The following is a 23,911-nucleotide window of genomic DNA, read 5'->3' as shown; positions in this document are numbered from 1 at the left end:
CGGCCGGAGAGAGACAGTTGAATACGATGACGATCGCTTCTTCCGCACCGTCGAGCGCCGCGCTCAAGCGCGAGCTGAAGGCCGCCGAGGCCCGCAAGCGCACGATGGCGCTGCTGCTGGTCGCGCCGCTCGCCTTGTTCGTGCTGCTGATCTTCGTCGTGCCGATCGGCACGCTGCTCACGCGCACGGTGCAGAACCCCGAGATCGCCGCCGCGCTGCCGGATACGGTCGCCGCGCTCGCGCACTGGGACCGCAAGGCGCCGCCTTCCGACGCCGCATACGCCGCGCTCGCGGCCGAGATGACCAAGGTCGCCGACAGCGACGCGATGGGCGCGCTCGCGCGCCGCCTGAACACCGAGATTCCCGGCTACCGGTCGCTGGTCGCGAAGACGGCGCGCGCGATGCCGCTGAAAAATGACGACGGCGCAGCGCTGACGCCCGCGCAGGCGCGCGACAAGCTGGTCGAACTCGATTCGCGCTGGGGCGATGTCGCTTACTGGCAGGCGATCGCGAAGAACGGCAGCGCGTACTCGCCGTTCTACCTGCTCGCCGCGCTCGACCACAAGCAGGACGGCTTCGGTCACATCGTGCCGGCCGACCCCGACCAGTCGATCTATCTGGCGATCTTCGGCCGCACGCTCGTGATCGGCGTCGCGGTCACGCTGTTCGCGCTGCTGCTCGGCTATCCGCTCGCGTACTGGATCTCGACGCTGTCGGAGCGGCGCGCGAACCTCGTGATGATCCTCGTGCTGATTCCGTTCTGGACCTCGGTGCTGGTGCGCGTGGCCGCATGGATCGTGCTGCTGCAAAGCGAGGGATTGATCAACAAGGCACTGCTCGGCACCGGGCTGATCTCGCATCCGCTGACGCTGCTGTTCAACCGCGTCGGCGTGTATATCTCGATGACGCACATCCTGCTGCCGTTCATGATCCTGCCGCTGTACAGCGTGATGAAGTCGATCCCGCCGACCTACCAGCGCGCGGCCGTGTCGCTGGGCAGCCATCCGTTCGCGGCGTTCTGGCGCGTGTACGTGCCGCAGACCTATCCGGGCGTGGGCGCGGGCGCGCTGCTGGTGTTCATCCTCGCGATCGGCTACTACATCACGCCGGCGCTGCTCGGCGGGCCGAACGACCAGATGGTCAGCTACTACGTCGCGTACTTCACGAACGTGACGATCAACTGGGGCATGGCATGCGCGCTGGGCGGGCTGCTGCTCGCGGCGACGCTGGTGCTGTATGCGGTGTACGGGCGCTTCACGCGTACCAACGTGAGCCTCGGCTGACGCGTAAAAATCAGGAAGACCGATCATGAAACTCGCCAGGCCGCTGTTTGCGCCGCACATGTCGTTCGTCGAGCGCGCGTGGTATGTCGCGCTGCGCGTGCTCGTCGTGCTGACGCTGCTGTACCTGATCCTGCCGGTGCTTGCGATCGTGCCGCTGTCGTTCTCGTCGAGCACGTTCCTCGTGTATCCGATCCCCGGCTTCTCGACGCGCTGGTACGAGAACCTGATCGCATCGGACGAGTGGCGCATGGCCGCGAAGAACAGCTTCATCGTCGCGCCGTCGGCGACGGTCGTCGCGACGGTGCTCGGCACGCTCGCGGCGATCGGGCTGACCAAGGCGGATTTTCGCGGCAAGGGGCTGCTGATGGCGGTGCTGCTGTCGCCAATGATCGTGCCGGTGGTGGTGGTCGGCGTCGGCATGTACCTGTTCTTCGCGCCGCTCGGGCTCGCGAATACCTACACGGGGCTGATCGCCGCGCACGCGGCGCTCGGCGTGCCGTTCGTCGTGACGACGGTGGCGGCCACGCTGCAGGGCTTCAACCACAACCTGGTGCGCGCGAGCCTGTCGCTCGGCGCGAACCCGGTGACGACGTTCTTTCGCGTGACGCTGCCGGTGATCGCGCCGGGCGTGATGTCGGGTGCGCTGTTCGCGTTCGCGACGTCGTTCGACGAGGTGGTCGTCACGCTGTTCCTCGCGGGCGCGGACCAGACGACGCTGCCGCGGCAGATGTTTACGGGGATTCGCGAGAACATCAGCCCGACGATCGCCGCGCTCGCGACGATCCTGATCATCTTCTCGACGGGACTGCTGCTCGCGCTCGAGTGGCTGCGCGGGCGTAATGCGAGGCGGGCGGTCGCCTGATCCGGCTCGACGCAGCGCGAAACGGCCGCCGGCCGGCACGTCGTTCGTTGCACGATCAACGAGACGCTGCGCACCGACCTGTACGCAGCGTCCGCTTTCGTTTGGCTGACGACCGATGCGCTCGCCTGCACGTTCGATGCGGCTCTGCAACAATACGGGTCGCGACGACGCGCGCGACTGCATCATCGGCCGCGCGTTGCCGCATCGCTCAATTCGCGGCGCCTCGCGCCGCTCGTCTGCCGAGCCTCATCTTGTCCGAAATCGCTCCCGCCGCCGGCATCGCCGAGCCGGCCGTCAACTGGCGCGCGATGGCCGCCGTACTGCTGGCCGTCGCGCTCGCGACGCTCGATACCGCGATCGCGAATACCGCGCTGCCGGCGATCGCCGCCGACCTGCGCGCGTCGCCGGCCGCTTCCGTGTGGATCATCAATGCATACCAGCTCGCGATGGTCGCGACGCTGCTGCCGTTCGCGTCGCTCGGCGACATCGTCGGCCACAAGCGCGTCTACATCGCGGGCCTCGCGGTGTTCACGCTTGCCTCGCTCGGCTGCTCGCTCGCGTCGACGCTGCCGCAACTGACGGCTGCGCGAATCGTGCAGGGCTTCGGCGCGAGCGCGATCATGAGCGTGAACGTCGCGCTGATCCGCAGCCTGTTTCCCGCGCATCGGCTCGGGCGCGGCGTCGGTTTCAACGCGCTGGTCGTCGGCGTGTCGTTCGCGGTGGGGCCGACGATTGCGTCGCTGATCCTGTCGGTCGCCGCGTGGCCGTGGCTGTTCGCGGTGAACGTGCCGCTCGGCGTGTTCGCGCTCGCGGTGGCGATTCCGTCGCTGCCGCAGACGGCGCGCGGCAAGCATGCGTTCGATCCGCTCGCCGCCTTGTTCAACGTGATCACCTTCGCGTCGCTGATTTTCGCGCTCGGCGAATTCGCGCAGCGCGGGCCGCGCTCCGTCGTGCTCGCGGCGGCCGCGGTCGCGCTCGCGTTCGGCGCGCTGCTGATCCGCCGCCAGGCCGGCCACCCGGCGCCGATGCTGCCGGTCGACCTGTTCCGCCGGCCCGTGTTCGCGCTGTCCGCGCTGACCGCGGTGTGCGCGTTCGCCGCGCAGGGGCTCGCGTTCGTGTCGCTGCCGTTCTATTTCGAGACCGTCCTGCATCGCAGCGCGGTGGAGACGGGTTTCCTGATGACGCCGTGGTCGGCGATCGTCGCGCTCGCCGCGCCGATCGCGGGCCGGCTGTCGGATCGCTATCCGCCGGGCCTGCTCGGTGCGATCGGGCTTGCGCTGCTGAGCGCGGGGATGGTGTCGCTTGCCGCGATGCCGGCCGCGCCGGGCGTGCTCGACATCGGCTGGCGGATGATGCTGTGCGGTGCGGGGTTCGGCTTCTTCCAGTCGCCGAACCTGAAGGCGCTGATGTCGAGCGCACCGCCCGAACGCAGCGGCGGCGCGAGCGGGATCATCGCGACCGCGCGGCTGATCGGGCAGGCGACGGGCGCCGCGCTCGTCGCGCTGTCGTTCGGGATCGCCGGGCGTCACGGGCCGACGCTCGCGCTGATGCTCGGCGCCGGTTTCGCCGGCGCGGCGAGCGTGGCGAGCGGATTGCGGCTGTTCGCGCCGTCGCATCGCGCCGGCGTGGCGGCCGCGTCGGAGCGCTCGACGTCGTAGCGCCCGCATCGATCCGCAGGCCGGCGCACCGCAAACCGCCACGGCGCGCCGGCCCGTCCGCGTCGCTCAGAACCCGCCCGACTTGATCAGCTGGTTGAGGTTCGCGATGTTCAGGCTGCCGAAGCCGGTCGTGTAGTCCCAGCCGCTACCGGCGTTGTAGCCATAGCCCTGATAGCCGTTGTTCCCCGACACCACGTCGTAGCGCAGCAGCGAAGGATTCGCGGGAATCGCGCGATAGAGATTGCCGGCCGGGAAGCCGAGGCCGGTGCCGTTCGCCGCGAGCAGGCGCGCCCAGAAGCCCGTGAAGATCGGTGCGGCGAGGCTGGTGCCACCGATCTGCTGCAACTGGCCGTAGTTGTAGATATACGCGCCCGTGCTCTGCGCGGCGTCGAACGCGATGTCGGGCAGCCGCCGGTTGCTGCCCGACTGCCACGACGGGGCGGGCAGGATCGTGCTGACGCCGCCGCCCGTCGCCCACAGCTTGCCGTTGCTGTCGAGCCCTTCGTTCCAGACCGTCTCGTTCGAGAACGCGCCCGTGGAGGTCGTGTACAGCGTCGTGCCGCCGATCGCGAGCACGTGCGGCGACGATGCCGGCCACGACACCGTGTAGTTCGAGCCGTCCGGATAGCCGCGGTTGTTGCACTCGTAGACGCCTTCGTCGCCGGACGACACCGAGAACGTCTGCCCCTGCGCGGCGGCGGTCGTGAAGATCTGCTCTTCCGCATCGAGCGTGCCGTCCGCGTTCGCGTCGGTCTCGCACCAGCCGAGCGACACGTTGATCACCTTCGCGGTGTTGTCGGACACCGCGCGATTGAACGCCTGCGTGAGCCCCGTGTTGCCGGACGCGTTCAGGTCCGCCATGTAGAACACCAGCTTGCCGACCTGTCCGCCGGCCGAACCGACGATCGACTGGCTGTCGAGATCCCATTCGCCCTGGCCGTCCGGGTCGTCGCTGTAGCTGCCGCTCGAACCGGTGCCGTTGGTCTTCACGGTCTGCGTCGCGACCGTGCCGTAGCCGTTGCTCGAGGTGAACTGCTTCAGGTCCTGCAGCGTTTGCGATACGCCGCCGATCGTGATGATGCCGACGGTCACGCCGGCCGCGGTCGGCACGCCGGTCGCGTTGTACAGGCCCGGGAATTCCTTCGGATAGTGGCCGGTGGCCGTGCCGGCCGCGAGCGGCTGCGGCTTCGACACGTTGCCGATGCGCAGCATCGGGTGCGCGCGCGCGACGTTCTGCAGCCCGAGCACCGAGCCGACGACGTCGCCGAGCGCGCGCGGCACCTGCGCGGTCGATGCGTTCGCGAAGCCGGACCGGCCCGCATACTGGAAGTGCACGAGCGACGTGTTGAACGCGGTCTTGACCGTGCCGGCCGTGCCGCGCGCCGACACCAGCAGCCGGTTCGGCGCGACCTCGATGTCGACGAAGCCGCTCTTGCGCAGATAGTCGACGACCGACTTGACCTGTGCGTCGGTCGGCGCGTAATCGGCGAGGAACTGTTCGTGCGTGAGGTAGCGGCGATAGTGTTCGTTGCCGGGGCGGTTCACGTCGCGCGCGAGCTGCTTGAGCTGCGCGGCGTTGCGCAGCTTCAGGCTGACGACCACGTCGGTCGTCTCGCCGGCGGCGAGTTCGAGCGACGGCGCCGCGCTGCGCGCCATCAGCTGCGGGCCGGTCAGAAAGGCCTTTGTATGGGTGTCGACCCAGTCCGTCGTCGCGTGCGCCGCGCCGGCGGCGAGCACGAGCGGCCACGCGCACGCGAGGCGGCGGGGCGACGGAAGGGGAAGGGCAAACCAGGCGTTCCGTTTCATCGGGAGTCCTTTTTAGGAGAGACGACGTGGTTGGAACCCCGGCCCTTGTGGGGCCGCGAGCGGTGACGAGCGTAGGGACGTCGGCGCGATTCAGGTAGCTGCCAGTTTCCATAGCTGTCAGTTCTGACATCGGCGCGCGGTTTCGCCAGCGTCGCGTCGCGGATGCGACGCACGAGCGGCGCGGCGACGGGAACCGGTTCTCCGTACGTCGCCCCGGCAATCCGCGACGTTCGCGCGCACGCGTTGCTCGCTGCGGCGGCGGAACCTGCGCGATCGCGGAGCGGATCGATGCCGGCGCGCGTCGCCTGCGAACGCACGCCGCCGCATGCCGCGTCGCACTATGTGGTCAAACGCGACTTGGCGGCATGCCGCACGACGCGTGTGGATTCGCGGACCGCGAAAACGGGGCGGGTCGAACGCAAACGTTTCCCCAAACTGTGGAACGGCGCGGCGTGCAGTCTTGCGGACAGCTTTCGATCGGCCGCGTCGCAGCGGAATTTAGAGCAAACGCTCGAATCCGGCGGCGCCGAAATTCACCTTGACGCTCGACGACGGCCGAGTATTCTTCCAATCCATAGCCATCGAGTTATGAATCAGGAATGCAATCGGCTCACGACATGTTGTTCCGGACGCTTGCCGATCCGACGCGCCGCGCGCTGTTCGAGCGGCTGTGCGAGGAGGGCGAGCTGACGGTCGCCGCGCTGACCGCTCGGGCGGGCGTATCGCAGCCGGCCGTGTCGAAGCACCTCGGCGTGCTGAAGCAGGCCGGGCTCGTCAGCGACCGCCACGCAGGCCGGCAGACGCATTACCGCGCGCAGCCGCGGGCGCTGGCTCCGCTGCTCGACTGGACGAGCCAGATGGCCGGCTTCTGGCAGAACCGGTTCGATGCCCTTGAAGATCTGCTCAACAGGATGGACTCATGAACCCAGCCTCTACCGAAACGCGCTCCGTCGTCGTCGAACGGGCGCTGCCGCATCCGCCGGAGAAGATCTGGCGCGCACTCACGCAACCGCACCTGATCGAGGCGTGGCTGATGCAGAGCGATTTCGAGCCTGTCGAGGGCCGCGCGTTCCGTTTCCGCGCGGACTGGGGCGCGGTGGACTGCAAGGTCCTGACGATCGAGCCGCAGCGGACGCTGTCCTATACGTGGGCCGCGTACGGCCTCGACAGCGTCGTCACCTGGACGCTCGAGCCGACCCCGGACGGCGGCACGCGTCTGCGCATGGAGCAGGTCGGCTTCCGCGCGGACCAAGAGCAGGCGTACCGCGGCGCGCAGCACGGATGGGGGCGCTTCCTCGACGCGCTCGAACAGCTGCTGTCGCGTCCGGGCGAAGGTGCGGAGGCACGATCATGAGCGCGACGGACCCGAGCCCGGCAGAGCGCATCGATGCGCTGATCGCGGGGATTGCCGACTGGCGCGGCGATACGTTTGCCGAACTGCGCCGGACGATCCTCGACGCCGACGCGGGCATCGTCGAGGCATGGAAGTGGATGGGCAGCCCGGTGTGGGAGTGCGACGGGACGATCGCGGTCGCGAACGCGCACAAGGGCAAGGTGAAGCTGACCTTCATGCACGGCGCGCAGCTGCCCGATCCCGACGGACTGTTCAACGCGGGCCTCGACGGCAACGCGCGGCGTGCGATCGATTTTCTCGAAGGCGACCGGATCGACAGGCCGGCGCTGAAGCGGCTCGTTCGCGCGGCGATCGACTACAACCGTGCGCATCTGAAGAAGAACGCGCGCTCGGGCGGGAGTGCGGGCGCGAAAGCGCGCAGCCGCGACGCGGCGTAGGCCGCGCGATGCGACGGGCGGCAGCCCGTCCCGCCGCGCAGGAACGCAAAAAAAAACGCCGACACGAGGTCGGCGCATCCAAATCGGCCGCAACCGCCGCGAGGCGGCTGCGGCACCTGCAAAAGCAGGGCGCTTACGCTGCGAGCAGCGAGCGCAGCACGAACGGCAGGATCCCGCCGTGCTTGTAGTAGTCGACTTCGATCGGCGTATCGATGCGCAGCAGCACCGGCACGCGCGTCGTTTCGCCATCCTTGCGATGGATCACGAGCGTGACGTCCTGCTGCGGCTTGAAGTCGTCGCCGAGGCCTTCGATGTCGTACGTTTCCTCGCCGGTGATGCCGAGCGACTGGACGCTGTCCGCGCCCTTGAACTGCAGCGGCAGCACGCCCATGCCGACCAGGTTCGAGCGGTGGATGCGCTCGAAGCTGCGTGCGATCACGGCCTTCACGCCGAGCAGCTGCGTGCCCTTCGCGGCCCAGTCGCGCGACGAGCCCGTGCCGTACTCTTCGCCCGCGAACACGACGGTCGGCGTGCCGGCGTCGACGTACTTCATCGCCGCATCATAGATCGACAGCTGTTCGCCGCTCGGCTGGTGGATCGTCAGGCCGCCTTCGACGCGCGTGCCGTCGGCCTTCGCCGGGATCATCAGGTTCTTGATCCGGACGTTGGCGAACGTGCCGCGCATCATCACGTCGTGGTTGCCGCGGCGCGAGCCGTAGCTGTTGAAGTCTGCCTTCTGCACGCCGTTTTCCTTCAGCCACTTGCCTGCCGGCGAGTCTTCCTTGATCGAGCCTGCCGGGCTGATGTGGTCGGTCGTGACCGAATCGCCGAAGATGCCGAGCGCGCGTGCGCCCTTGACCGCCGCGATCGACTCGGCCGGCTCCATCGAGAAGTCGTTGCCGAAGAACGGCGGCTCCGCGATGTAGGTCGACTTCGGCCAGTCGTAGACCTGGCCCGATTCGCCCTCGATCTTGCTCCAGAGGTCGCCCTTCTTGGTCAGGTGCGCGTAGTTCTTCTCGAACTTCTCCGGATCGAGCGCGAACTTGAGCAGCGACTGGATTTCCTCGCTCGACGGCCAGATGTCGCCGAGGTAGATGTCGCGGCCGCCCTTGCCCTTGCCGACCGGCTCGGTCATCAGGTCGCGCGTGATGTTGCCGGCGATCGCGTAGGCGACCACCAGCGGCGGCGATGCGAGGAAGTTCGCGCGGATGTTCGGGTGGATGCGCGCCTCGAAGTTGCGGTTGCCCGACAGCACGGCCGCCGCGACGATGTCGTTCTTCGTGATCGCTTCGTTCAGCTCCGGCGTCAGGTCGCCCGCGTTACCGATGCAGGTCGTGCAGCCGTAGGCCGCGACTTCGAAGCCGAGCTTCGCGAGATAGGGCAGCAGGCCCGTCTTCGTCAGGTATTCGGTGACGATGCGCGATCCCGGCGCGAGCGAGGTCTTGATCTTCGGGTCGACCGTGAGGCCGGCTTCGACGGCCTTCTTCGCGAGCAGGCCGGCGGCCAGCAGCACGCTCGGGTTCGACGTGTTGGTGCACGACGTGATCGCGGCGATCAGCACGTCGCCGTTCTTCACGTCGACGCCGTTGCTCGTCGTGTACTGCGCGTCGAGCTCCTCCGCCTTCTTCGCGAAGCCGTTTTCCGCGACCGGCTTCGAGAACAGCTCGGTGAACGTCGACTTGACGTTGCCGATCTCGATGCGGTCCTGCGGGCGCTTCGGGCCGGCCAGCGACGGCGCGACCGTCAGCAGGTCCAGCGTCAGCGTCTTCGTGTAGTCGATGTCGCCGGCCTTCGGAATGCCGAACAGGTTCTGCGCCTTGAAGTAGTTTTCGAACGCGGCGATTTCCGCCTTCGTGCGGCCCGTGCCCTTGAAGTAGTCGATGGTCTTTTCGTCGACCGGGAAGAAGCCCATCGTCGCGCCGTATTCCGGCGCCATGTTCGCGATCGTCGCGCGGTCCGGCAGCGACAGCGACTTCGTGCCTTCGCCGAAGAACTCGACGAACTTGCCGACGACCTTCTCCTTGCGCAGCATTTCGGTGATCGTCAGCACCAGGTCGGTCGCCGTCACGCCTTCGCGCAGGCGGCCCTTCAGTTCGACGCCGACCACGTCCGGCGTCAGGAAGTACACCGGCTGGCCCAGCATGCCGGCTTCGGCTTCGATGCCGCCCACGCCCCAGCCGACCACGCCGATGCCGTTGATCATCGTCGTGTGGCTGTCCGTGCCGACCAGCGTGTCCGGGTAGTACACGGTGTCGCCGCCGTCCGTCTTCTGGTGGACGCCGCGCGCGAGGTATTCGAGGTTCACCTGGTGGACGATGCCGACGCCCGGCGGCACGACCTTGAACGTGTCGAACGCCTGCATGCCCCACTTCATGAACTGGTAGCGCTCGTTGTTGCGCTGGAATTCCAGCTTCATGTTCAGGTCGAGCGCGTCCTTCTGGCGGAAGTAGTCGATCTGGACCGAGTGGTCGACGACGAGGTCGACCGGCACCAGCGGCTCGATCTTCTTCGGATTCTTGCCCGTGCGCTCCGCGACACCGCGCATGGCCGCGATGTCGGCGAGCAGCGGCACGCCCGTGAAATCCTGCAGCACGACGCGCGACACCACGAACGGGATCTCGTCGACGCGCTTCGCAGTCGGCTGCCACTTCGCGAGCTGCTCGATGTGCTCCTCGGTGATCTTCTTGCCGTCATAGTTGCGCAGCACCGACTCGAGCACGATCCGGATCGACACCGGCAGGCGCTCGATCTTCGTCTTCAGTTCCTTGCCGAGTTGCGGCAGCGAGTAGAACTTGCCTTTGCCGGAACCGCTGTCGAATTCCTTGAGGGTCTTGTGGAGGTTGTGGGCCATGGTGATTTTCCTGGGTTTAAGGCTAGGAAAGAAGAAGTCCTGTATCTGACGGCTATATCACATACAAGTCGACGTACTCATCGACCGGCATCGCTTCGAGCTTTGCCTGGTCCAGCGACACGTCGAGAATCGCTTGTTGCTGCTTGGCCGGGAAGCGGCGGGCGAGGTTGGTCCTGAATTTCTCGACCAGGAGCGGGATGCCGTCCGCGCGGCGTCGCTGATGGCCGAGCGGATAGTCGACCGCCACCTCGGCAAGCTTCGAGCCGTCCTTGAACTCGATCGTCAGCGCATTCGCGATCGATCGCCTGGACGGATCATGGTAATCCTTCGTGAACTGCGGATCCTCGACGCACACGGTTTTCGCGCGCAGCGCGTCGATGCTCGGATCCGCGGCGACCGCGTCTTCGTAGTCGGCCGCGCTCAGCCTGCCGAACAGCAGCGGCACGGCGACCATGTACTGGATGCAGTGGTCGCGGTCGGCGGGATTGGCGAGCGGCCCCTGCTTGTCGATGATGCGGATCGCGGCCGCGTGCGTGCGGATCGTGACCCGGGCGATCTCGTCGGTCGTGCGGCCCGCCGCGGCGAGCTGCGCGTGCAGCTGCAGCGCGGCCTCGACGGCTGTCTGCGCATGGAATTCGGCCGGAAACGCGATCTTGAACAGCACGTTCTCCATCACGTAGGTGCCGTACGGGCGCTGGAAGCGGAACGGCTTGCCGTCGAACAGCACGTCGTAGAAGCCCCAGGTCTTCGCGGTGAGCGCGGACGGGTAGCCCATTTCACCCGTTTTCGCGATCAGCGCGAGGCGCACCGCGCGGGACGTGGCGTCGCCGGCCGCCCACGACTTGCGCGAGCCGGTGTTCGGCGCATGGCGGTAGGTGCGCAGCGCATGGCCGTCGACGAATGCATTGGATACCGCATTGATCAGCTCGTCGCGCGTGAGCCCGAGCAGCCGGCCGACGACGGCCGTCGACGCGACCTTCACGAGCAGCACATGGTCGAGCCCGACCGCATTGAACGAATTTTCGAGCGCGAGGCAGCCCTGGATTTCGTGGGCCTGGATCATCGCGACCAGTACGTCGCGCATCGAAAGCGGCTTCCGGCCGGCCGCGACGGCCGAGCGGGACAGCCAGTCGGCCGTCGCCAGGATCCCGCCGAGATTGTCGGACGGATGACCCCATTCGGCGGCGAGCCAGGTGTCGTTGAAGTCCAGCCAGCGGATCATCGCGCCGATGTCGAACGCGGCCTGGACCGGATCGAGCTGGAAGGACGTGCCGGGCACCTTCGCGCCGTTTGGCACGATCGTGCCGGGCACGACGGGGCCGAGCAGCTTGGTGCAGGCGGGGTAGGACAGCGCCTCGAGTCCGCAGCCGAGCGTGTCGATCAGGCAATGACGCGCCGTCTCCAGCGCGAGTGCGCTGTCGATTGCGCCGGTATTCAGCACGTAGTCGACGATGTCGACGAGTACCGTATCCGGCGCAGGGCGGACGTTGGAGACCGGGGCGGACATCGGGGCGCCTGGGAGCCGGTTTAGTTCGTCGCCGGCTTCAGTTCGTTCGATTGCGTCGGCGCGGGCGTGCCTTGCGCCATTTCCGGCGTCACGCACTCGTCCGCGAGGCGCTCGCCGCCGTTCGCGTCGGAGAACAGCATCGCCTTGGACGGGATCACGATCAGCTTGAAGCCGGCTGCCGGATCGTAGAACGTGTCGGCGCCCGTCGTCGTGGCCTGACGCGGCAGCTTGTAGTTCTTCTTCGCCCAGTGAACCGTGACGACCTGGTCGCGCTTCATGTCGCCGGCGAGGTCGAACGACAGGCCTTCCTTGCAGGTCCACTTGACCGCGCCGTCCGGCACCGGATCGACCTTCGCGGCAGCACGTGCCTGGGCCTTCTTGCTGCGCGGGATGATGCGCTTGGCCGGCGCCGGGCGCTTGGCCGTCTTCTTCGCGGTCGTCGTGGACGTACCCTGTGCGAACGCGCTCGGAGCCGAGACCAGCATCGTGGCGGACAGCGCGCCGATGGCGGTAGCGATCAGGAGTTTCTTCATGGAGTCAGAACCTTTCGATAATCAGTTGACAAGGGCCCGCAGCACGAGGCTGCCGGCCGGTTTGAAACTGCACGCGCCCCGGAAGCGCGCAGCGGCCGCTATTTTCACCTATTTGGCCGCAGATATTTCAGGTTTTCGGGCTCCGTTACGTTTTTTGTCGTTTCTTGAACCAGCGGCCGGCCCGCGCTCGCGGCGGTCGCGCGACCGCTGCGTGACGGCCGTCCCGGCGGTGCGCATTCACGGCGCGCCGCCTTGCGCGGCCGGGCCGAACAGCGGCGCGGCCTCGGCCGGCAGCGGCTGGCCGGTCGCACGCGCGCGGCGCAGCACCGACCAGTAATAGCGGTAGCTCGCGCGGTCGTGCAGCGTGTCGCCGTGGCGTGTCGGGCCCCAGTCGGCGGCCTGCGCGGCCAGCAGGATCTCGGCGGCGAGCGCGACTTCGTCGGTGCGCGGCGCGAACGCGTCGACGATCGGCCGGATCTGCGCGGGATGGATGCTCCACATCCGCGTGAACGCGAACTCGTCGCGCGCGCGGCGCGCGTCGCCGGCCACCACGTCCATGTCGCGGACCTCGGTCGTCACGTTGTGCGACGGCGTCTTGCCGTGCGCATGGCAGGCCGCGGCGATCTCGAGCTTGGCGCGGCGCACCAGCGGATGCTCGAACTGGCCCGGCGAGCGCATCGCCGAATCGGGAATCGCGCCGTGGTGGGCGGATACGAAATCCATCAGCCCGAAGCTCAGCGTGCCGACCAGCGGCAGCGCGGCGAGCGCGGCGGCCTGCGCGAGCGCGCCGTGCGTCTCGACCAGCACGTCGACCGGAATCGGCCGCGCGATGCCCAGCTCGCGGCGGGTGCCTTCGATGAACGCGCACATCTCGGCCGCGTCGGCGGCGCTGGCGATCTTCGGGAGCGTGAGGTAGGCGGGCGGCTGCGCGGCGCGCAGGATGATGCGCACGTCGTCGCGCCAGTGCGGATGGGAAAAGTCGTGGATGCGCGCGCCGACCCGCCCGAAGCGGTTCTCCGCGCTGCCGAGCGTCGCGGCGACCAGCTCCGCGTGCGCGGCTTCCTGGCCGACGGCCGCGCCGTCCTCGCAGTCGAGCGTGATGTCGAACACCGGGCCCAGCTCGGCCTGCAGCGCCAGCGACTTGCGCATCAGTTTCTCGCTGCCCGCGTAGTGATCGCAGCAGGGCAGGATCGCGGGCGGCGAAGCGCCGTCGTACAACACTTGTGCAGGAGTGAGCGCAGGCATCTGTTCTACGTCGAGGAAGCGGGTCAACGTGGCGAAAATCGGATTCGGGCGCGTTCTGGGCCGGCGCGGTGACGGCGCGCGGCGGCAAAACGTATCCGGATCGGATCGTGCGGCCGGGCCGGCGAGGTGCCGGCCCGGGCCGTCGGGCGGCCCGCAGGCCGCCCGGCGATGCGCGTGATGCGGTGCGCTTAGTTCTTCAGCAGGTGGGCGACGCCATCGCGCTCTTCGAGCAGCTCGGCCAGCGTGCCGTCCATCTTCTCGCGCGAGAACGCGTCGATCTCGAGGCCTTCGACGCGCTTGTACTCGCCGTTTTCGCAGGTCACCGGCACGCCGTAGATGATGTCTTCGGGGATGCCGTACGAGCCGTCCGACGGGATGCCCATCGTGACCCACTTGCCGTTCGTGCCGAGCACCCAGTCACGGACGTGGTCGATCGCCGCGTTGGCCGCCGACGCCGCCGACGACAGGCCGCGCGCCTCGATGATCGCCGCGCCGCGCTTGCCGACCGTCGGGATGAACGTGTTGCGGTTCCATTCGTCGTCGTTGATCAGCTTCAGCAGCGATTCGCCTTCGGCGGTCGCGAAGCGGAAGTCGGGGTACATCGTCGGCGAGTGGTTGCCCCACACGGCGAGCTTCTCGATCGACGCGACCGGCTTGCCCGACTTGGCCGCGAGCTGCGACAGTGCGCGGTTGTGGTCGAGGCGCAGCATCGCCGTGAAGTTCTTCTTCGGCAGGTCCGGCGCCGACTTCATCGCGATGTAGGCGTTCGTGTTCGCCGGGTTGCCGACGACCAGCACCTTCACGTCGCGGCTGGCGACTTCGTTCAGTGCCGCGCCCTGGACCGTGAAGATCTCCGCGTTCGCCGACAGCAGGTCCTTGCGCTCCATACCCTTCGAGCGCGGACGCGCGCCGACCAGCAGCGCGACGTCGGCATCCTTGAATGCAACCTTCGGATCGTCGGTGATCACGACGCCCGCGAGCAGCGGGAACGCGCAATCGTCGAGTTCCATCACGACGCCTTTGACGGCGGCTTGGGCTTGCGGGAGGTCGAGCAGTTGCAGGATGACCGGCTGGTCCTTGCCGAGCAGGTCGCCGTTCGCGATGCGGAACAGCAGGGAGTAAGCGATTTGACCTGCGGCGCCGGTGACGGCAACGCGCTTTGCGGGCTTAGCCATTGAAAATCTCCAGGACGGGTGAAGCGTGGGACGCTAGCGAAAACGCCATTCTATGCGCGTTGTGCGTAGCGTTGCATTGAAGCAGGGCGGAGGACTCGCGATGGCAGACGCGGTGAACCTGGAGACGGCCGTGGCACGTAGCCGGGGACGCGCTTCTTGCACCCGCGAACCCTTGCTCGACCCGGAGTGTAGGAGCCGTGACGTGCAAAGTCAAACAGTATCATATGTCTTATATAAGACAGATGTTTTGCTGAATTTGAGTGGACGGAAAAGCGCGGTTTGTGATGAAATGCGCGCCATGACATCGAACCAGGCGAACAACGCGAACCAGACCGGCGCAGGCGGCCCAGGGCAGCCGGGCGCGTCCGAGTCCGCGCCGACGCCTGCGGTCTCGCCGTCGCCGACATTCAGTCCTTTATACCAGCAGATCAAGTCGCTGATCACGCAGAGCCTCGAATCCGGCGAATGGAAGCCGGGCGAGATCATCCCGAGCGAAGTGGAGCTTGCCGCCCGTTACAAGGTCAGTCAAGGCACCGTGCGCAAGGCGATCGACGAGCTGGCCGCGGAAAACCTCGTGGTCCGGCGGCAGGGCAAGGGCACATTTGTTGCGACGCACAATGAAGATCGCGCGCAATTCCGCTTCCTGCGGCTGCTGGCCGACGACGGCGCCGAACACGCGCACGTCAGCCGCCTGCTCGAATGTCGGCGCCTGCGCGCGCCGGCCGAGATCGCGCGCCAGCTCGACCTGAAGCCGGCCGATCCGGTCGTGCAGGTGCGCCGGCTGCTGGAGTTCGAGGGCGAGGTGACCGTGCTCGACGAGATCTGGCTGCCCGGCGCGATGTTCCGCGGGCTCACGTTCGAGCGGCTCAGCGAATACAAGGGCCCGCTCTACGCGATGTTCGAGACGGAGTTCGGCACGCGGATGATCCGCGCGACCGAGAAGATCCGCGCGGTGGCGGCGGAGCCCTCGGTGGCCGACCTGCTGCACGTGCCGGCGGGCTTCCCGCTGCTGTCCGTGGAGCGCGTGTCCTATACATACGGAGACCGGCCGGTCGAGGTGCGACGCGGCTGGTATGTCACAACCGGGTACTACTATCAGAACGACTTGAGCTGACGACGTATCGGCACAAGCGGCGTGCGTTTGCGCTTCCCATGTTCGCGAAGCACGTTTCGGGCCGCCTTTTGTTATTGTTCGCGCAACTATCCAGAGCAGACTTTCGCTGCAGCGCGATATAAAAAGGCGCTAAAATTGCGGATTAGTGTGACAACATAGTAGGGGTCTAGCATGACTGACGCAGTAAGAAAACCGAGGCCGGAATACCGGAACATCGGATTCGGCGACATTACGATGAAATATCGCATGCCGCTGGCAGCGAAATTGTCGATCCTCCATCGAGTCAGCGGTGCGCTGCTGTTCCTGTTCCTTCCGTTCCTGCTGTTCCTCTTCGACCAGAGCCTGACGTCCGAGCTCAGCTTCGAAGTCTTCAAGGCCTTTCTTTCCAACATCGTCGTCAAGCTGATCGTCCTCGCGCTGTCCTGGGCGTTCTTCCACCATTTCTGCGCCGGCATTCGCCACCTCCTGATGGACGTCAACCACGACGCCGTCTCGAAGGAAAGCGGCAAGCGGACGGCAGTCGTCGTCTTTGTCGTCTCGATCGCACTGACGATCGCCATGGCACTCAAACTGTTCGGAGCATTCTAAGAAAATGGCAGCCAACAACCGAATCGGCTCGAAGCGCCTCGTCGTCGGCGCACACTACGGCCTGCGCGACTGGCTCGCGCAGCGCGTCACCGCCACGATCATGGCGGTCTACACGGTCATTCTGCTCGTCCTGTTCTTCGGCGCGCACGACTTCTCGTACGAAGGCTGGGCATCGATCTTCTCCGCGCAATGGATGAAGCTCGCGACCTTCGTGACGCTGCTTTCCCTCTTCTACCACGCATGGGTCGGCGTGCGCGACATCTGGATGGACTACGTGAAGCCCGTCGGTGTGCGCCTGCTGCTGCAATCGCTGACCATCGTCTGGCTGCTCGCATGTGCGGGCTATGCCGCGCAGATTCTCTGGAGAGTGTAAAGAATGGCTGCAATCAAAACTTCCCTCCCGCGTCGCAAGTTCGACGTCGTGATCGTCGGCGCGGGCGGTTCCGGCTTGCGCGCAGCGCTGCAACTGTCGCGTGCGGGCCTGTCGGTCGGCGTGCTGTCGAAGGTGTTCCCGACCCGTTCGCATACGGTGGCCGCGCAGGGCGGCATCGGTGCGTCGCTCGGCAACATGAGCGAAGACAACTGGCATTTCCACTTCTACGACACGATCAAGGGCTCCGACTGGCTCGGCGACCAGGACGCGATCGAATTCATGTGCCGTGAAGCGCCGAACGTCGTGTACGAACTCGAGCACTTCGGCATGCCGTTCGACCGCAACGCGGACGGCACGATCTACCAGCGCCCGTTCGGCGGCCATACCGCGAACTACGGCGAGAAGCCGGTCCAGCGCGCCTGCGCGGCCGCCGACCGGACCGGCCACGCGCTGCTGCACACGCTGTACCAGCAGAACGTCGAGGCGAAGACGCAGTTCTTCGTCGAATGGATGGCGCTCGACCTGATCCGCGACGCGGACGGCGACGTGCTCGGCGTGACGGCGCTCGAAATGGAAACGGGCGACGTCTACATCATGGAAGGCAAGACGACGCTGTTCGCGACGGGCGGCGCAGGCCGGATCTTCGCGGCGTCGACCAACGCGTTCATCAACACCGGCGACGGCCTCGGCATGGCCGCGCGTTCGGGCATCGCGCTGCAGGACATGGAGTTCTGGCAGTTCCACCCGACCGGCGTGGCCGGCGCGGGCGTGCTGATCACCGAAGGCGTGCGCGGCGAAGGCGGCATCCTGCGCAACGCGAACGGCGAGCGCTTCATGGAGCGCTATGCGCCGACGCTGAAGGATCTGGCGCCGCGCGACTTCGTGTCGCGTTCGATGGACCAGGAAATCAAGGAAGGTCGCGGCGTGGGTCCGAACAAGGATCACGTGCTGCTCGACCTGTCGCACATCGGCGCCGAGACGATCATGAAGCGTCTGCCGTCGATCCGCGAAATCGCGCTGAAGTTCGCGAACGTCGACTGCATCAAGGAGCCTATCCCGGTCGTCCCGACGATCCACTACCAGATGGGCGGCATCCCGACCAACATCCACGGTCAGGTCGTCGGCACGTCGCGCGATCACAAGGAACCGGTCAACGGCTTCTACGCGGTGGGCGAATGCTCGTGCGTATCCGTGCACGGCGCGAACCGCCTCGGCACGAACTCGCTGCTGGACCTCGTGGTGTTCGGCCGTGCAGCCGGCAACCACATCGTCGAGCACGTGAAGAACCAGAAGGAACACAAGCCGCTGCCGGCCGATGCAGGCGAATTCTCGCTGGCGCGCCTGAACAAGCTCGACAAGTCGAGCTCGGGCGAATACACGCAGGACGTCGCGAACGACATCCGCGCGACGATGCAGAAGCACGCAGGCGTGTTCCGCACCTCGGCGCTGCTGAAGGAAGGCGTCGACCTGATGGCCGGCCTGAAGGCGCGCGTGGACAACATCCACCTGAAGGACAAGTCGAAGGTGTTCAACACCGCGCGCGTCGAAGCGCTCGAGCTGGAGAACCTGATCGAGGTCGCCCGCGCGACGATGGTGTCGGCCGAGGCACGCAAGGAAAGCCGTGGCGCGCACGCGCACAGCGACTACGAGCACCGCGACGACGAGAACTGGCTGCGTCACACGCTGTGGTACAGCGAAGGTGACCGCCTCGACTACAAGCCGGTTCAAATGCAGCCGCTGACGGTCGAGTCCGTGCCGCCGAAGGCGCGTACGTTCTAAGCCGAATCAAAGGAATCTGAAATGGCAAAACGCATTTTTGAAATCTACCGCTACGATCCGGACAAGGACGCAGCGCCGCGCATGCAGACGTACGAGCTCGAGATCCAGCACGAGCGCATGCTGCTCGACGCACTGGTCAAGCTGAAGGCCCTCGACGAGACGCTGTCGTTCCGTCGCTCGTGCCGCGAAGGCGTGTGCGGCTCGGACGCGATGAACATCAACGGCAAGAACGGTCTCGCGTGCCTGACGAACCTGAACGACCTGCCGCAGAAGATCGTGCTGCGTCCGCTGCCGGGCCTGCCCGTCGTGCGCGACCTGATCGTCGACATGACGCACTTCTTCAACCAGTACCACTCGATCAAGCCGTACCTGATCAACGACGCGCCGCCGCCGGAGAAGGAACGCCTGCAGTCGCCGGAAGAGCGCGACGAGCTCGACGGCGTGTACGAGTGCATTCTGTGTGCGAGCTGCTCGACGTCGTGCCCGAGCTTCTGGTGGAACCCGGACAAGTTCGTCGGCCCGGCCGGCCTGCTGCAGGCTTACCGCTTCATCGCGGACAGCCGCGACACGGCGACCGGCGAGCGTCTCGACAACCTCGAAGATCCGTACCGTCTGTTCCGCTGCCATACGATCATGAACTGCGTCGACGTGTGCCCGAAGGGCCTGAACCCGACGAAGGCGATCGGCAAGATCAAGGAACTGATGGTCCGCCGTGCGGTTTAAGGTCGAGATGAGCGACAACGCACATCAATCCGACCCGCACCGCCGCGCGCGCCTTCGCTGGCGCGCGCGGCGGGGTCTGCTGGAGAACGATCTGGTTTTCGAGCGTTTCTTCAGCCGACACGAGCATGACCTCACCGATGCAGACGTAGGCGCGTTGTCGCGCCTGCTCGATCTGAGCGACAACGACCTGATGGACTTGCTGCTTGCGCGCAAGGAACCAGAAGGCGACCTAGACAGCCCCGATGTTCACCGGCTGTTGGAGATGCTGCGCAACGTGTAACCGCGTTACGCCCGTTATCGAATCCCGTTTCTTTATTTCGATTGAGGATGTGCCATGACTCCGTCTGATGTTAAAGCCACGCTATCGTTCAGCGACAACTCGCCGAGCGTCGAACTGCCGATCTACAAGGGCACGATGGGCCCGGACGTAATCGACATCCGCAAGCTGTACGGCCAGACCGGCAAGTTCACGTACGACCCGGGCTTCATGTCGACGGCTTCGTGCAATTCGGCGATCACGTACATCGACGGCGACAAGGGCGAGCTGCTGTACCGCGGCTACCCGATCGACAATCTCGCGCAGAATGCCGACTTCCTCGAGACCTGCTACCTGCTGCTGAAGGGCGAACTGCCGAACGCCGCGCAGAAGAAGGAATTCGTCGACACCGTCACGAAGCACACGATGGTGCACGAGCAGATGCACTTCTTCTTCCGTGGCTTCCGCCGCGACGCGCACCCGATGGCGATCCTGGTCGCCGCGGTCGGCGCGCTGTCCGCGTTCTACCACGACTCGCTCGACATCAACGACCCGCGTCACCGTGAAGTCTCCGCGATCCGCATGATCGCGAAGCTGCCGACGCTCGTCGCGATGGCATACAAGTACAGCATCGGCCAGCCGTTCGTCTATCCGAAGAACGACCTGTCGTACAGCGCGAACTTCATGCGCATGATGTTCTCGAACCCGTGCGAAGAGTACAAGGTCAACGACGTGCTGGTCCGCGCACTCGATCGCATCCTGATCCTGCACGCCGACCACGAGCAGAACGCGTCGACGTCGACGGTCCGCCTGGCCGGTTCGTCGGGCGCGAACCCGTTCGCGTGTATCGCGGCCGGTATCGCGTGTCTGTGGGGCCCGGCGCACGGCGGTGCGAACGAAGCCGCGCTGAACATGCTCGAGCAGATCGGTTCGCCGGACAACATCCCCGAATTCATCAAGCAGGTGAAGGACAAGAATTCGGGCGTGAAGCTGATGGGCTTCGGCCACCGCGTGTACAAGAACTACGACCCGCGTGCGAAGCTGATGCGCGAGACCTGCTACGAAGTGCTGAACGAACTGGGCCTGCACGACGACCCGCTGTTCAAGCTCGCGATGCAGCTCGAGAAGATCGCGCTGGAAGACGAATACTTCGTGTCGCGCAAGCTGTACCCGAACGTCGACTTCTACTCGGGTATCGTGCAGCGCGCGCTGGGCATCCCGACGTCGATGTTCACGTGTATCTTCGCGATGGCGCGTACGGTCGGCTGGATCGCACAGTGGAACGAGATGATTGCCGATCCCGAGCAGAAGATCGGCCGTCCGCGTCAGCTGTTCATCGGCGACACGCCGCGCGAAGCGAAGCCGCTCGACGCACGTTAAGCCGTGCGCGGCGCGAACGGCCGGCAAGGCCGTTTGCGTCGGGCGAAGCGCAACGCCAGACACCCCGACGGGTCATTCCGCCGGGGTGTTTTCATTTGCGCGGCGCGCGTTCGAGCGACGGCGGCCGCGTATCGAGCGCCGGCGTGTCGTCGCCGGGCGCGTGGCCGTGCTGTACGAAGAACTGCCGGTACGCGCCGGGCGTCATGCCGCGCGCGGCGAGGAACTGGCGGTTGAAGTTCGCGGGATTCGGAATGCCGCAGCGTGCGGCGACGGTCGCGATCGGCCAGTCGGTGCCGACCAGATGGCGGCACGCGTGGGCGATCCGCAGCCGCTGCACGTAGCGGCCGACGCTGTCGCCGAGGTGCCGGACGAACAGCCGCTGCAGCGTGCGTTCGGACATGTGTGCGACGGCGGCGAGCGCGTCGATCCGCAGCGGCTCGTGGAAATGCCGGTCGATCGTGTCGAGCACGCGGTCGAGCCGCTCGGCTTCCGGCGCTGGCGCGTCGGCCGGGCGTGCCGGCGCGTCGGGGCGGCCGTACGCGTGCGCGGTCGCGAGCGGTTCGCCGCCGGCTTCGGCGAGATCGGCGAGCGTGTCGAGCGCCGCCGCGAGCCGCACGCGCGGCGACGAGGCGAGCAGGGCCGGCAAGCGGGCGCGCATCGCGCGCGCGGTATCGGCGTCGAACTGCAGGCCCGGCGCCGCGCGCCGCAGCAGCGAGCGCAGCGGCGCGTATTCGGCGCAGCAGTCGGCGAGCCGCCGCACCCAGTCGCCGTCGAACCAGACGACGAGCGCGACTTCCGGCGCAGCGGGATCGATGCGCGCGTTCGACGCCCAGGTATGCGGCAGGTTCGGCGGCACCAGCACGAGGTCGTCGTCCGCGTAGGCGGCGACGTGGTCGCCGATGAAGCGGCGGCCGCGGCTGTTGAGCGTCAGCGTCAGCTCGTACTCGGGATGCCGGTGCCATTCGAACGGGATGCGCGCGAGCTGGCGGTGGTACACGCGGATCGAACAGCCGGGCGCGAACGTCACATGCTCGTACTGCGGTTTCATCGCGATCTCCGGACGAGGGCGGGCGTCGTACCGTGGCATGATCGTCGTCGATCTCACCACGGAGCGAAGCCGATGTTTTCACATGTTTGCGTGGGCGTCAGCGATACCGCACGCGCCTACGATTTCTATGCGCCGCTGCTCGCGGAACTCGGGCTGCGCCTGAAATTCCGCGAACCGGACGGCTGGTGCGGCTGGATGCCGGCCGACGCCGACCGGCCGCTGTTCTTCTTCGGGCTGCCGCTCGACGGCCGCGCGCCTGCGCCGGGCAATGGCCAGACGATCGCATTCGACGCGTCGACGCGCGCGTGCGTCGACCGCTGCCACGCGCTGGCGCTGCAGTCGGGCGGCCGCTGCGAAGGGCCGCCCGGCCTGCGCCCGCACTATCACGCTGACTATTACGGCGCCTATTTTCGCGACCCCGACGGCAACAAGCTCTGTGTCGTCTGCCATCGGCACGCGTGACGCGCGCTTGTCAGGATTGTATCGATGATTGACCGGATCGACGTGAGGAACAGCCGGCCGTCGCCCTAAGCTGGCATCACATTCCAATCCGATTCGGAGACAACGATGCCACTGACGATCGACGATGTGCCGGCCGCGATTCGCGCCGCGAAAACGACGCTGCGCGCCGCCCTGCCGCGCTACGCGGCCACGTTCCGCGAACTGGAGGGCGATATCGCGCGGCAGGTCGATGCGATCCGTGCGACGCATGCGCACGGGCAGGACGTGATCCCGGTGCTGCCGTTCGCGGACATCGCGCAGGGCAGCGTCGATCCGCGCGCGATCGACGCGATCCGCACGCGCGGCGCGGTCGTGATTCGCGGCGTGTTCGACGCGCGGCAGGCGAGCGACTGGAACGACGAAATCGGCGCGTATCTCGATGCGAACCGTTTCACCGAGCGGCTGCATGCGCGCGCCGAGGACCGCTACTTCGGCAATCTCGCGTCGGGCAAGCCGCAGATCTACGGCGTCTACTGGTCGAAGCCGCAGGTCGCCGCGCGCCAGTCGCCGGCGCTCACGCAGGCGCGCGTGTTCCTGAACCGGCTGTGGCGCGGCACCGACACGCATTTCGATCCCGACCGCGTGCCGGCCTATGCGGACCGGATCCGCCGCCGGCCGCCCGGCTCGACGTCGCTCGGGCTCTCGCCGCACGTCGACGGCGGTTCGGTCGAACGCTGGCTCGGCCCGCGGTTCCGGCAGGTCTATCGTCACGTGCTGGCCGGCAACTGGCGCGATTACGATCCGTTCGACGCGGCGTTCCGGCCCGACGTCGAGGAGATTCCGTCGCCGGCCGTCTGTTCGATGTTCCGCACCTTCCAGGGCTGGACCGCGCTGACGCCGCAGGGGCCCGGCGACGGCACGCTGCAGCTGATCCCGGTCGCGAACGCGATGGCCTACGTGGTGCTGCGCGCGTTGCAGGACGACGTCGCCGACGACGACCTGTGCGGCGCGCGTCCGGGCCGCGCGCTGTCGATCCTGCCCGAATGGCATGCGCTGCTGCTCGATGCGCTGGTGCCGATCCCGCATATGGAACCCGGCGACGCGGTGTTCTGGCACGGCGACGTCGTGCACGCGGTCGAGGATGCGCATCGCGGCAGCGGCGACAGCAACGTGATGTATATCGCGGCCGCGCCCGGCTGCGCGAAGAACGACGCGTACCTGCGCCGCCAGCTGCCGGCGTTCGTCGCCGGCGAGAGTCCGCCCGATTTCCCGGCCGATCATTTCGAGGTCGCGTTCGACGGACGCGCGACGGCCGGCGACCTCACGGCGCTCGGCCGCACGCAGATGGGGTTCGAACCGTCGGCGTGAGCGGCGCGCGGGGCGGATCAGGCCGCCTGCCGAATCCGTTGCGCGCTGCGTGCAATTCGACGCAATCGGCTGTCGGCGCGGCCGAAATCGACGCGAATTGCGCAAATTGGCTTCCGATAATGGTCCGGAC

The 23,911-nt window shown here is 66.9% G+C and carries 22 protein-coding genes; 15 read left to right on the top strand and 7 right to left on the bottom strand.

Features of this window, described 5'->3' with window-relative positions; genetic code table 11:
• Positions 1 to 26: 26 nt before the first annotated feature.
• From WS57_RS09050 to WS57_RS09040, 3 genes are all read left to right on the top strand, one after another.
• Entirely contained in the window at positions 27 to 1,283 is a 1,257-nt protein-coding gene (locus tag WS57_RS09050) for an ABC transporter permease (RefSeq protein ID WP_069244070.1), read from the top strand.
• Positions 1,284 to 1,308: 25 nt separating this feature from the next.
• Positions 1,309 to 2,145 (top strand): ABC transporter permease, encoded by an 837-nt coding sequence (locus WS57_RS09045; RefSeq protein WP_040129882.1) that lies wholly within the window; start codon positions 1,309 to 1,311, stop codon positions 2,143 to 2,145.
• A 251-nt stretch (positions 2,146 to 2,396) separates the two neighbouring features.
• Positions 2,397 to 3,803, top strand: coding sequence for an MFS transporter (locus WS57_RS09040; protein ID WP_040129880.1), 1,407 nt, complete (start codon positions 2,397 to 2,399; stop codon positions 3,801 to 3,803).
• A 66-nt stretch (positions 3,804 to 3,869) separates the two neighbouring features.
• Here WS57_RS09040 and WS57_RS09035 read toward each other — a convergent pair whose 3' ends face one another.
• The gene (locus tag WS57_RS09035; RefSeq protein WP_059518191.1) at positions 3,870 to 5,609 is read right to left on the bottom strand and encodes a S53 family peptidase; all 1,740 of its coding nucleotides are present in this window, start codon (positions 5,607 to 5,609) and stop codon (positions 3,870 to 3,872) included.
• Between the two features lie 599 nt (positions 5,610 to 6,208).
• Between WS57_RS09035 and WS57_RS09030 the strand changes: the two genes are divergently transcribed.
• From WS57_RS09030 to WS57_RS09020, 3 genes are read left to right on the top strand one after another with little or no spacing between them, the layout of a single operon-like run.
• Positions 6,209 to 6,532 carry an ArsR/SmtB family transcription factor gene (locus WS57_RS09030; RefSeq protein WP_059518189.1) on the top strand — a complete coding sequence of 108 codons (324 nt, stop codon included), beginning with the start codon at positions 6,209 to 6,211 and terminating at the stop codon, positions 6,530 to 6,532.
• A complete protein-coding gene (locus WS57_RS09025) occupies positions 6,529 to 6,963 on the top strand; it encodes an SRPBCC family protein (protein WP_059518187.1) in 435 nt (144 codons plus the stop codon). Before WS57_RS09030 ends, WS57_RS09025 begins: the two co-directional genes overlap by 4 nt.
• Positions 6,960 to 7,400, top strand: coding sequence for a DUF1801 domain-containing protein (locus WS57_RS09020; RefSeq protein WP_069244069.1), 441 nt, complete (start codon positions 6,960 to 6,962; stop codon positions 7,398 to 7,400). The genes WS57_RS09025 and WS57_RS09020 overlap by 4 nt, the downstream gene beginning before the upstream one ends.
• 133 nt (positions 7,401 to 7,533) lie before the next feature.
• Here the strand turns inward: WS57_RS09020 and acnA are convergent, their stop codons facing one another.
• The 5 genes from acnA to WS57_RS08995 all read right to left on the bottom strand — a co-directional run bounded on the left by acnA (position 7,534) and on the right by WS57_RS08995 (position 14,711).
• The gene (gene acnA, locus WS57_RS09015; protein ID WP_009687479.1) at positions 7,534 to 10,251 is read right to left on the bottom strand and encodes an aconitate hydratase AcnA; all 2,718 of its coding nucleotides are present in this window, start codon (positions 10,249 to 10,251) and stop codon (positions 7,534 to 7,536) included.
• A gap of 52 nt (positions 10,252 to 10,303) precedes the next feature.
• Positions 10,304 to 11,758, bottom strand: a complete 1,455-nt coding sequence (locus tag WS57_RS09010) for a bifunctional 2-methylcitrate dehydratase/aconitate hydratase (protein WP_069244068.1) — start codon at positions 11,756 to 11,758, stop codon at positions 10,304 to 10,306.
• A gap of 20 nt (positions 11,759 to 11,778) precedes the next feature.
• Positions 11,779 to 12,291, bottom strand: a complete 513-nt coding sequence (locus WS57_RS09005) for a hypothetical protein (protein ID WP_009687477.1) — start codon at positions 12,289 to 12,291, stop codon at positions 11,779 to 11,781.
• Between the two features lie 237 nt (positions 12,292 to 12,528).
• Positions 12,529 to 13,536 carry an HpcH/HpaI aldolase/citrate lyase family protein gene (locus tag WS57_RS09000; RefSeq protein ID WP_059518183.1) on the bottom strand — a complete coding sequence of 336 codons (1,008 nt, stop codon included), beginning with the start codon at positions 13,534 to 13,536 and terminating at the stop codon, positions 12,529 to 12,531.
• A gap of 188 nt (positions 13,537 to 13,724) precedes the next feature.
• Positions 13,725 to 14,711 carry a malate dehydrogenase gene (locus WS57_RS08995; RefSeq protein ID WP_040129868.1) on the bottom strand — a complete coding sequence of 329 codons (987 nt, stop codon included), beginning with the start codon at positions 14,709 to 14,711 and terminating at the stop codon, positions 13,725 to 13,727.
• A 289-nt stretch (positions 14,712 to 15,000) separates the two neighbouring features.
• Between WS57_RS08995 and WS57_RS08990 the strand changes: the two genes are divergently transcribed.
• From WS57_RS08990 to gltA, 7 genes are all read left to right on the top strand, one after another.
• Complete coding sequence (locus WS57_RS08990) at positions 15,001 to 15,825, top strand: GntR family transcriptional regulator (RefSeq protein ID WP_009690689.1); 825 nt, start codon at positions 15,001 to 15,003, stop codon at positions 15,823 to 15,825.
• A 171-nt stretch (positions 15,826 to 15,996) separates the two neighbouring features.
• The gene (sdhC, locus tag WS57_RS08985) at positions 15,997 to 16,413 is read left to right on the top strand and encodes a succinate dehydrogenase, cytochrome b556 subunit (protein ID WP_009690690.1); all 417 of its coding nucleotides are present in this window, start codon (positions 15,997 to 15,999) and stop codon (positions 16,411 to 16,413) included.
• A gap of 4 nt (positions 16,414 to 16,417) precedes the next feature.
• The gene (gene sdhD / locus WS57_RS08980) at positions 16,418 to 16,786 is read left to right on the top strand and encodes a succinate dehydrogenase, hydrophobic membrane anchor protein (RefSeq protein ID WP_006399546.1); all 369 of its coding nucleotides are present in this window, start codon (positions 16,418 to 16,420) and stop codon (positions 16,784 to 16,786) included.
• 3 nt (positions 16,787 to 16,789) lie between these two features.
• Positions 16,790 to 18,565, top strand: a complete 1,776-nt coding sequence (sdhA, locus tag WS57_RS08975) for a succinate dehydrogenase flavoprotein subunit (RefSeq protein ID WP_059600830.1) — start codon at positions 16,790 to 16,792, stop codon at positions 18,563 to 18,565.
• Between the two features lie 21 nt (positions 18,566 to 18,586).
• A complete protein-coding gene (locus WS57_RS08970; RefSeq protein WP_040129866.1) occupies positions 18,587 to 19,288 on the top strand; it encodes a succinate dehydrogenase iron-sulfur subunit in 702 nt (233 codons plus the stop codon).
• A 7-nt stretch (positions 19,289 to 19,295) separates the two neighbouring features.
• Complete coding sequence (locus tag WS57_RS08965) at positions 19,296 to 19,568, top strand: succinate dehydrogenase assembly factor 2 (RefSeq protein WP_040131783.1); 273 nt, start codon at positions 19,296 to 19,298, stop codon at positions 19,566 to 19,568.
• 54 nt (positions 19,569 to 19,622) lie between these two features.
• Complete coding sequence (gene gltA / locus WS57_RS08960; RefSeq protein ID WP_009690695.1) at positions 19,623 to 20,924, top strand: citrate synthase; 1,302 nt, start codon at positions 19,623 to 19,625, stop codon at positions 20,922 to 20,924.
• 91 nt (positions 20,925 to 21,015) lie between these two features.
• Here the strand turns inward: gltA and WS57_RS08955 are convergent, their stop codons facing one another.
• Positions 21,016 to 21,972 carry a helix-turn-helix domain-containing protein gene (locus WS57_RS08955; RefSeq protein ID WP_059518181.1) on the bottom strand — a complete coding sequence of 319 codons (957 nt, stop codon included), beginning with the start codon at positions 21,970 to 21,972 and terminating at the stop codon, positions 21,016 to 21,018.
• A gap of 72 nt (positions 21,973 to 22,044) precedes the next feature.
• Between WS57_RS08955 and WS57_RS08950 the strand changes: the two genes are divergently transcribed.
• Positions 22,045 to 22,434: a VOC family protein gene (locus WS57_RS08950; RefSeq protein ID WP_069244067.1), complete on the top strand. Its 390-nt coding sequence runs from the start codon at positions 22,045 to 22,047 to the stop codon at positions 22,432 to 22,434.
• A 105-nt stretch (positions 22,435 to 22,539) separates the two neighbouring features.
• Entirely contained in the window at positions 22,540 to 23,781 is a 1,242-nt protein-coding gene (locus WS57_RS08945) for a DUF1479 domain-containing protein (RefSeq protein ID WP_069244066.1), read from the top strand.
• Positions 23,782 to 23,911 lie beyond the last annotated feature (130 nt).

The sequence above is a fragment of the Burkholderia pseudomultivorans genome (assembly GCF_001718415.1).
In the GTDB taxonomy this organism is placed as follows: domain Bacteria; phylum Pseudomonadota; class Gammaproteobacteria; order Burkholderiales; family Burkholderiaceae; genus Burkholderia; species Burkholderia pseudomultivorans_A.
The sequence above is the reverse complement of the archived record's forward strand: the minus strand, read 5'-3'. Positions and strand labels throughout refer to the sequence as shown.

Excerpts from the sequence above, each read along its gene's own strand:
- WS57_RS09050 (WP_069244070.1), top strand. The coding sequence starts at position 27 with ATGACGATCGCTTCTTCCGCACCGTCGAGCGCCGCGCTCAAGCGCGAG.
- WS57_RS09045 (WP_040129882.1), top strand. The coding sequence starts at position 1,309 with ATGAAACTCGCCAGGCCGCTGTTTGCGCCGCACATGTCGTTCGTCGAG.
- WS57_RS09035 (WP_059518191.1), bottom strand. The coding sequence starts at position 5,609 with ATGAAACGGAACGCCTGGTTTGCCCTTCCCCTTCCGTCGCCCCGCCGC.
- WS57_RS09030 (WP_059518189.1), top strand. The coding sequence starts at position 6,209 with ATGCAATCGGCTCACGACATGTTGTTCCGGACGCTTGCCGATCCGACG.
- WS57_RS09025 (WP_059518187.1), top strand. The coding sequence starts at position 6,529 with ATGAACCCAGCCTCTACCGAAACGCGCTCCGTCGTCGTCGAACGGGCG.
- WS57_RS09020 (WP_069244069.1), top strand. The coding sequence starts at position 6,960 with ATGAGCGCGACGGACCCGAGCCCGGCAGAGCGCATCGATGCGCTGATC.
- acnA (WP_009687479.1), bottom strand. The coding sequence starts at position 10,251 with ATGGCCCACAACCTCCACAAGACCCTCAAGGAATTCGACAGCGGTTCC.
- WS57_RS09010 (WP_069244068.1), bottom strand. The coding sequence starts at position 11,758 with ATGTCCGCCCCGGTCTCCAACGTCCGCCCTGCGCCGGATACGGTACTC.
- WS57_RS09005 (WP_009687477.1), bottom strand. The coding sequence starts at position 12,291 with ATGAAGAAACTCCTGATCGCTACCGCCATCGGCGCGCTGTCCGCCACG.
- WS57_RS09000 (WP_059518183.1), bottom strand. The coding sequence starts at position 13,536 with ATGCCTGCGCTCACTCCTGCACAAGTGTTGTACGACGGCGCTTCGCCG.
- WS57_RS08995 (WP_040129868.1), bottom strand. The coding sequence starts at position 14,711 with ATGGCTAAGCCCGCAAAGCGCGTTGCCGTCACCGGCGCCGCAGGTCAA.
- WS57_RS08990 (WP_009690689.1), top strand. The coding sequence starts at position 15,001 with ATGCGCGCCATGACATCGAACCAGGCGAACAACGCGAACCAGACCGGC.
- sdhC (WP_009690690.1), top strand. The coding sequence starts at position 15,997 with ATGACTGACGCAGTAAGAAAACCGAGGCCGGAATACCGGAACATCGGA.
- sdhD (WP_006399546.1), top strand. The coding sequence starts at position 16,418 with ATGGCAGCCAACAACCGAATCGGCTCGAAGCGCCTCGTCGTCGGCGCA.
- sdhA (WP_059600830.1), top strand. The coding sequence starts at position 16,790 with ATGGCTGCAATCAAAACTTCCCTCCCGCGTCGCAAGTTCGACGTCGTG.
- WS57_RS08970 (WP_040129866.1), top strand. The coding sequence starts at position 18,587 with ATGGCAAAACGCATTTTTGAAATCTACCGCTACGATCCGGACAAGGAC.
- WS57_RS08965 (WP_040131783.1), top strand. The coding sequence starts at position 19,296 with ATGAGCGACAACGCACATCAATCCGACCCGCACCGCCGCGCGCGCCTT.
- gltA (WP_009690695.1), top strand. The coding sequence starts at position 19,623 with ATGACTCCGTCTGATGTTAAAGCCACGCTATCGTTCAGCGACAACTCG.
- WS57_RS08955 (WP_059518181.1), bottom strand. The coding sequence starts at position 21,972 with ATGAAACCGCAGTACGAGCATGTGACGTTCGCGCCCGGCTGTTCGATC.
- WS57_RS08950 (WP_069244067.1), top strand. The coding sequence starts at position 22,045 with ATGTTTTCACATGTTTGCGTGGGCGTCAGCGATACCGCACGCGCCTAC.
- WS57_RS08945 (WP_069244066.1), top strand. The coding sequence starts at position 22,540 with ATGCCACTGACGATCGACGATGTGCCGGCCGCGATTCGCGCCGCGAAA.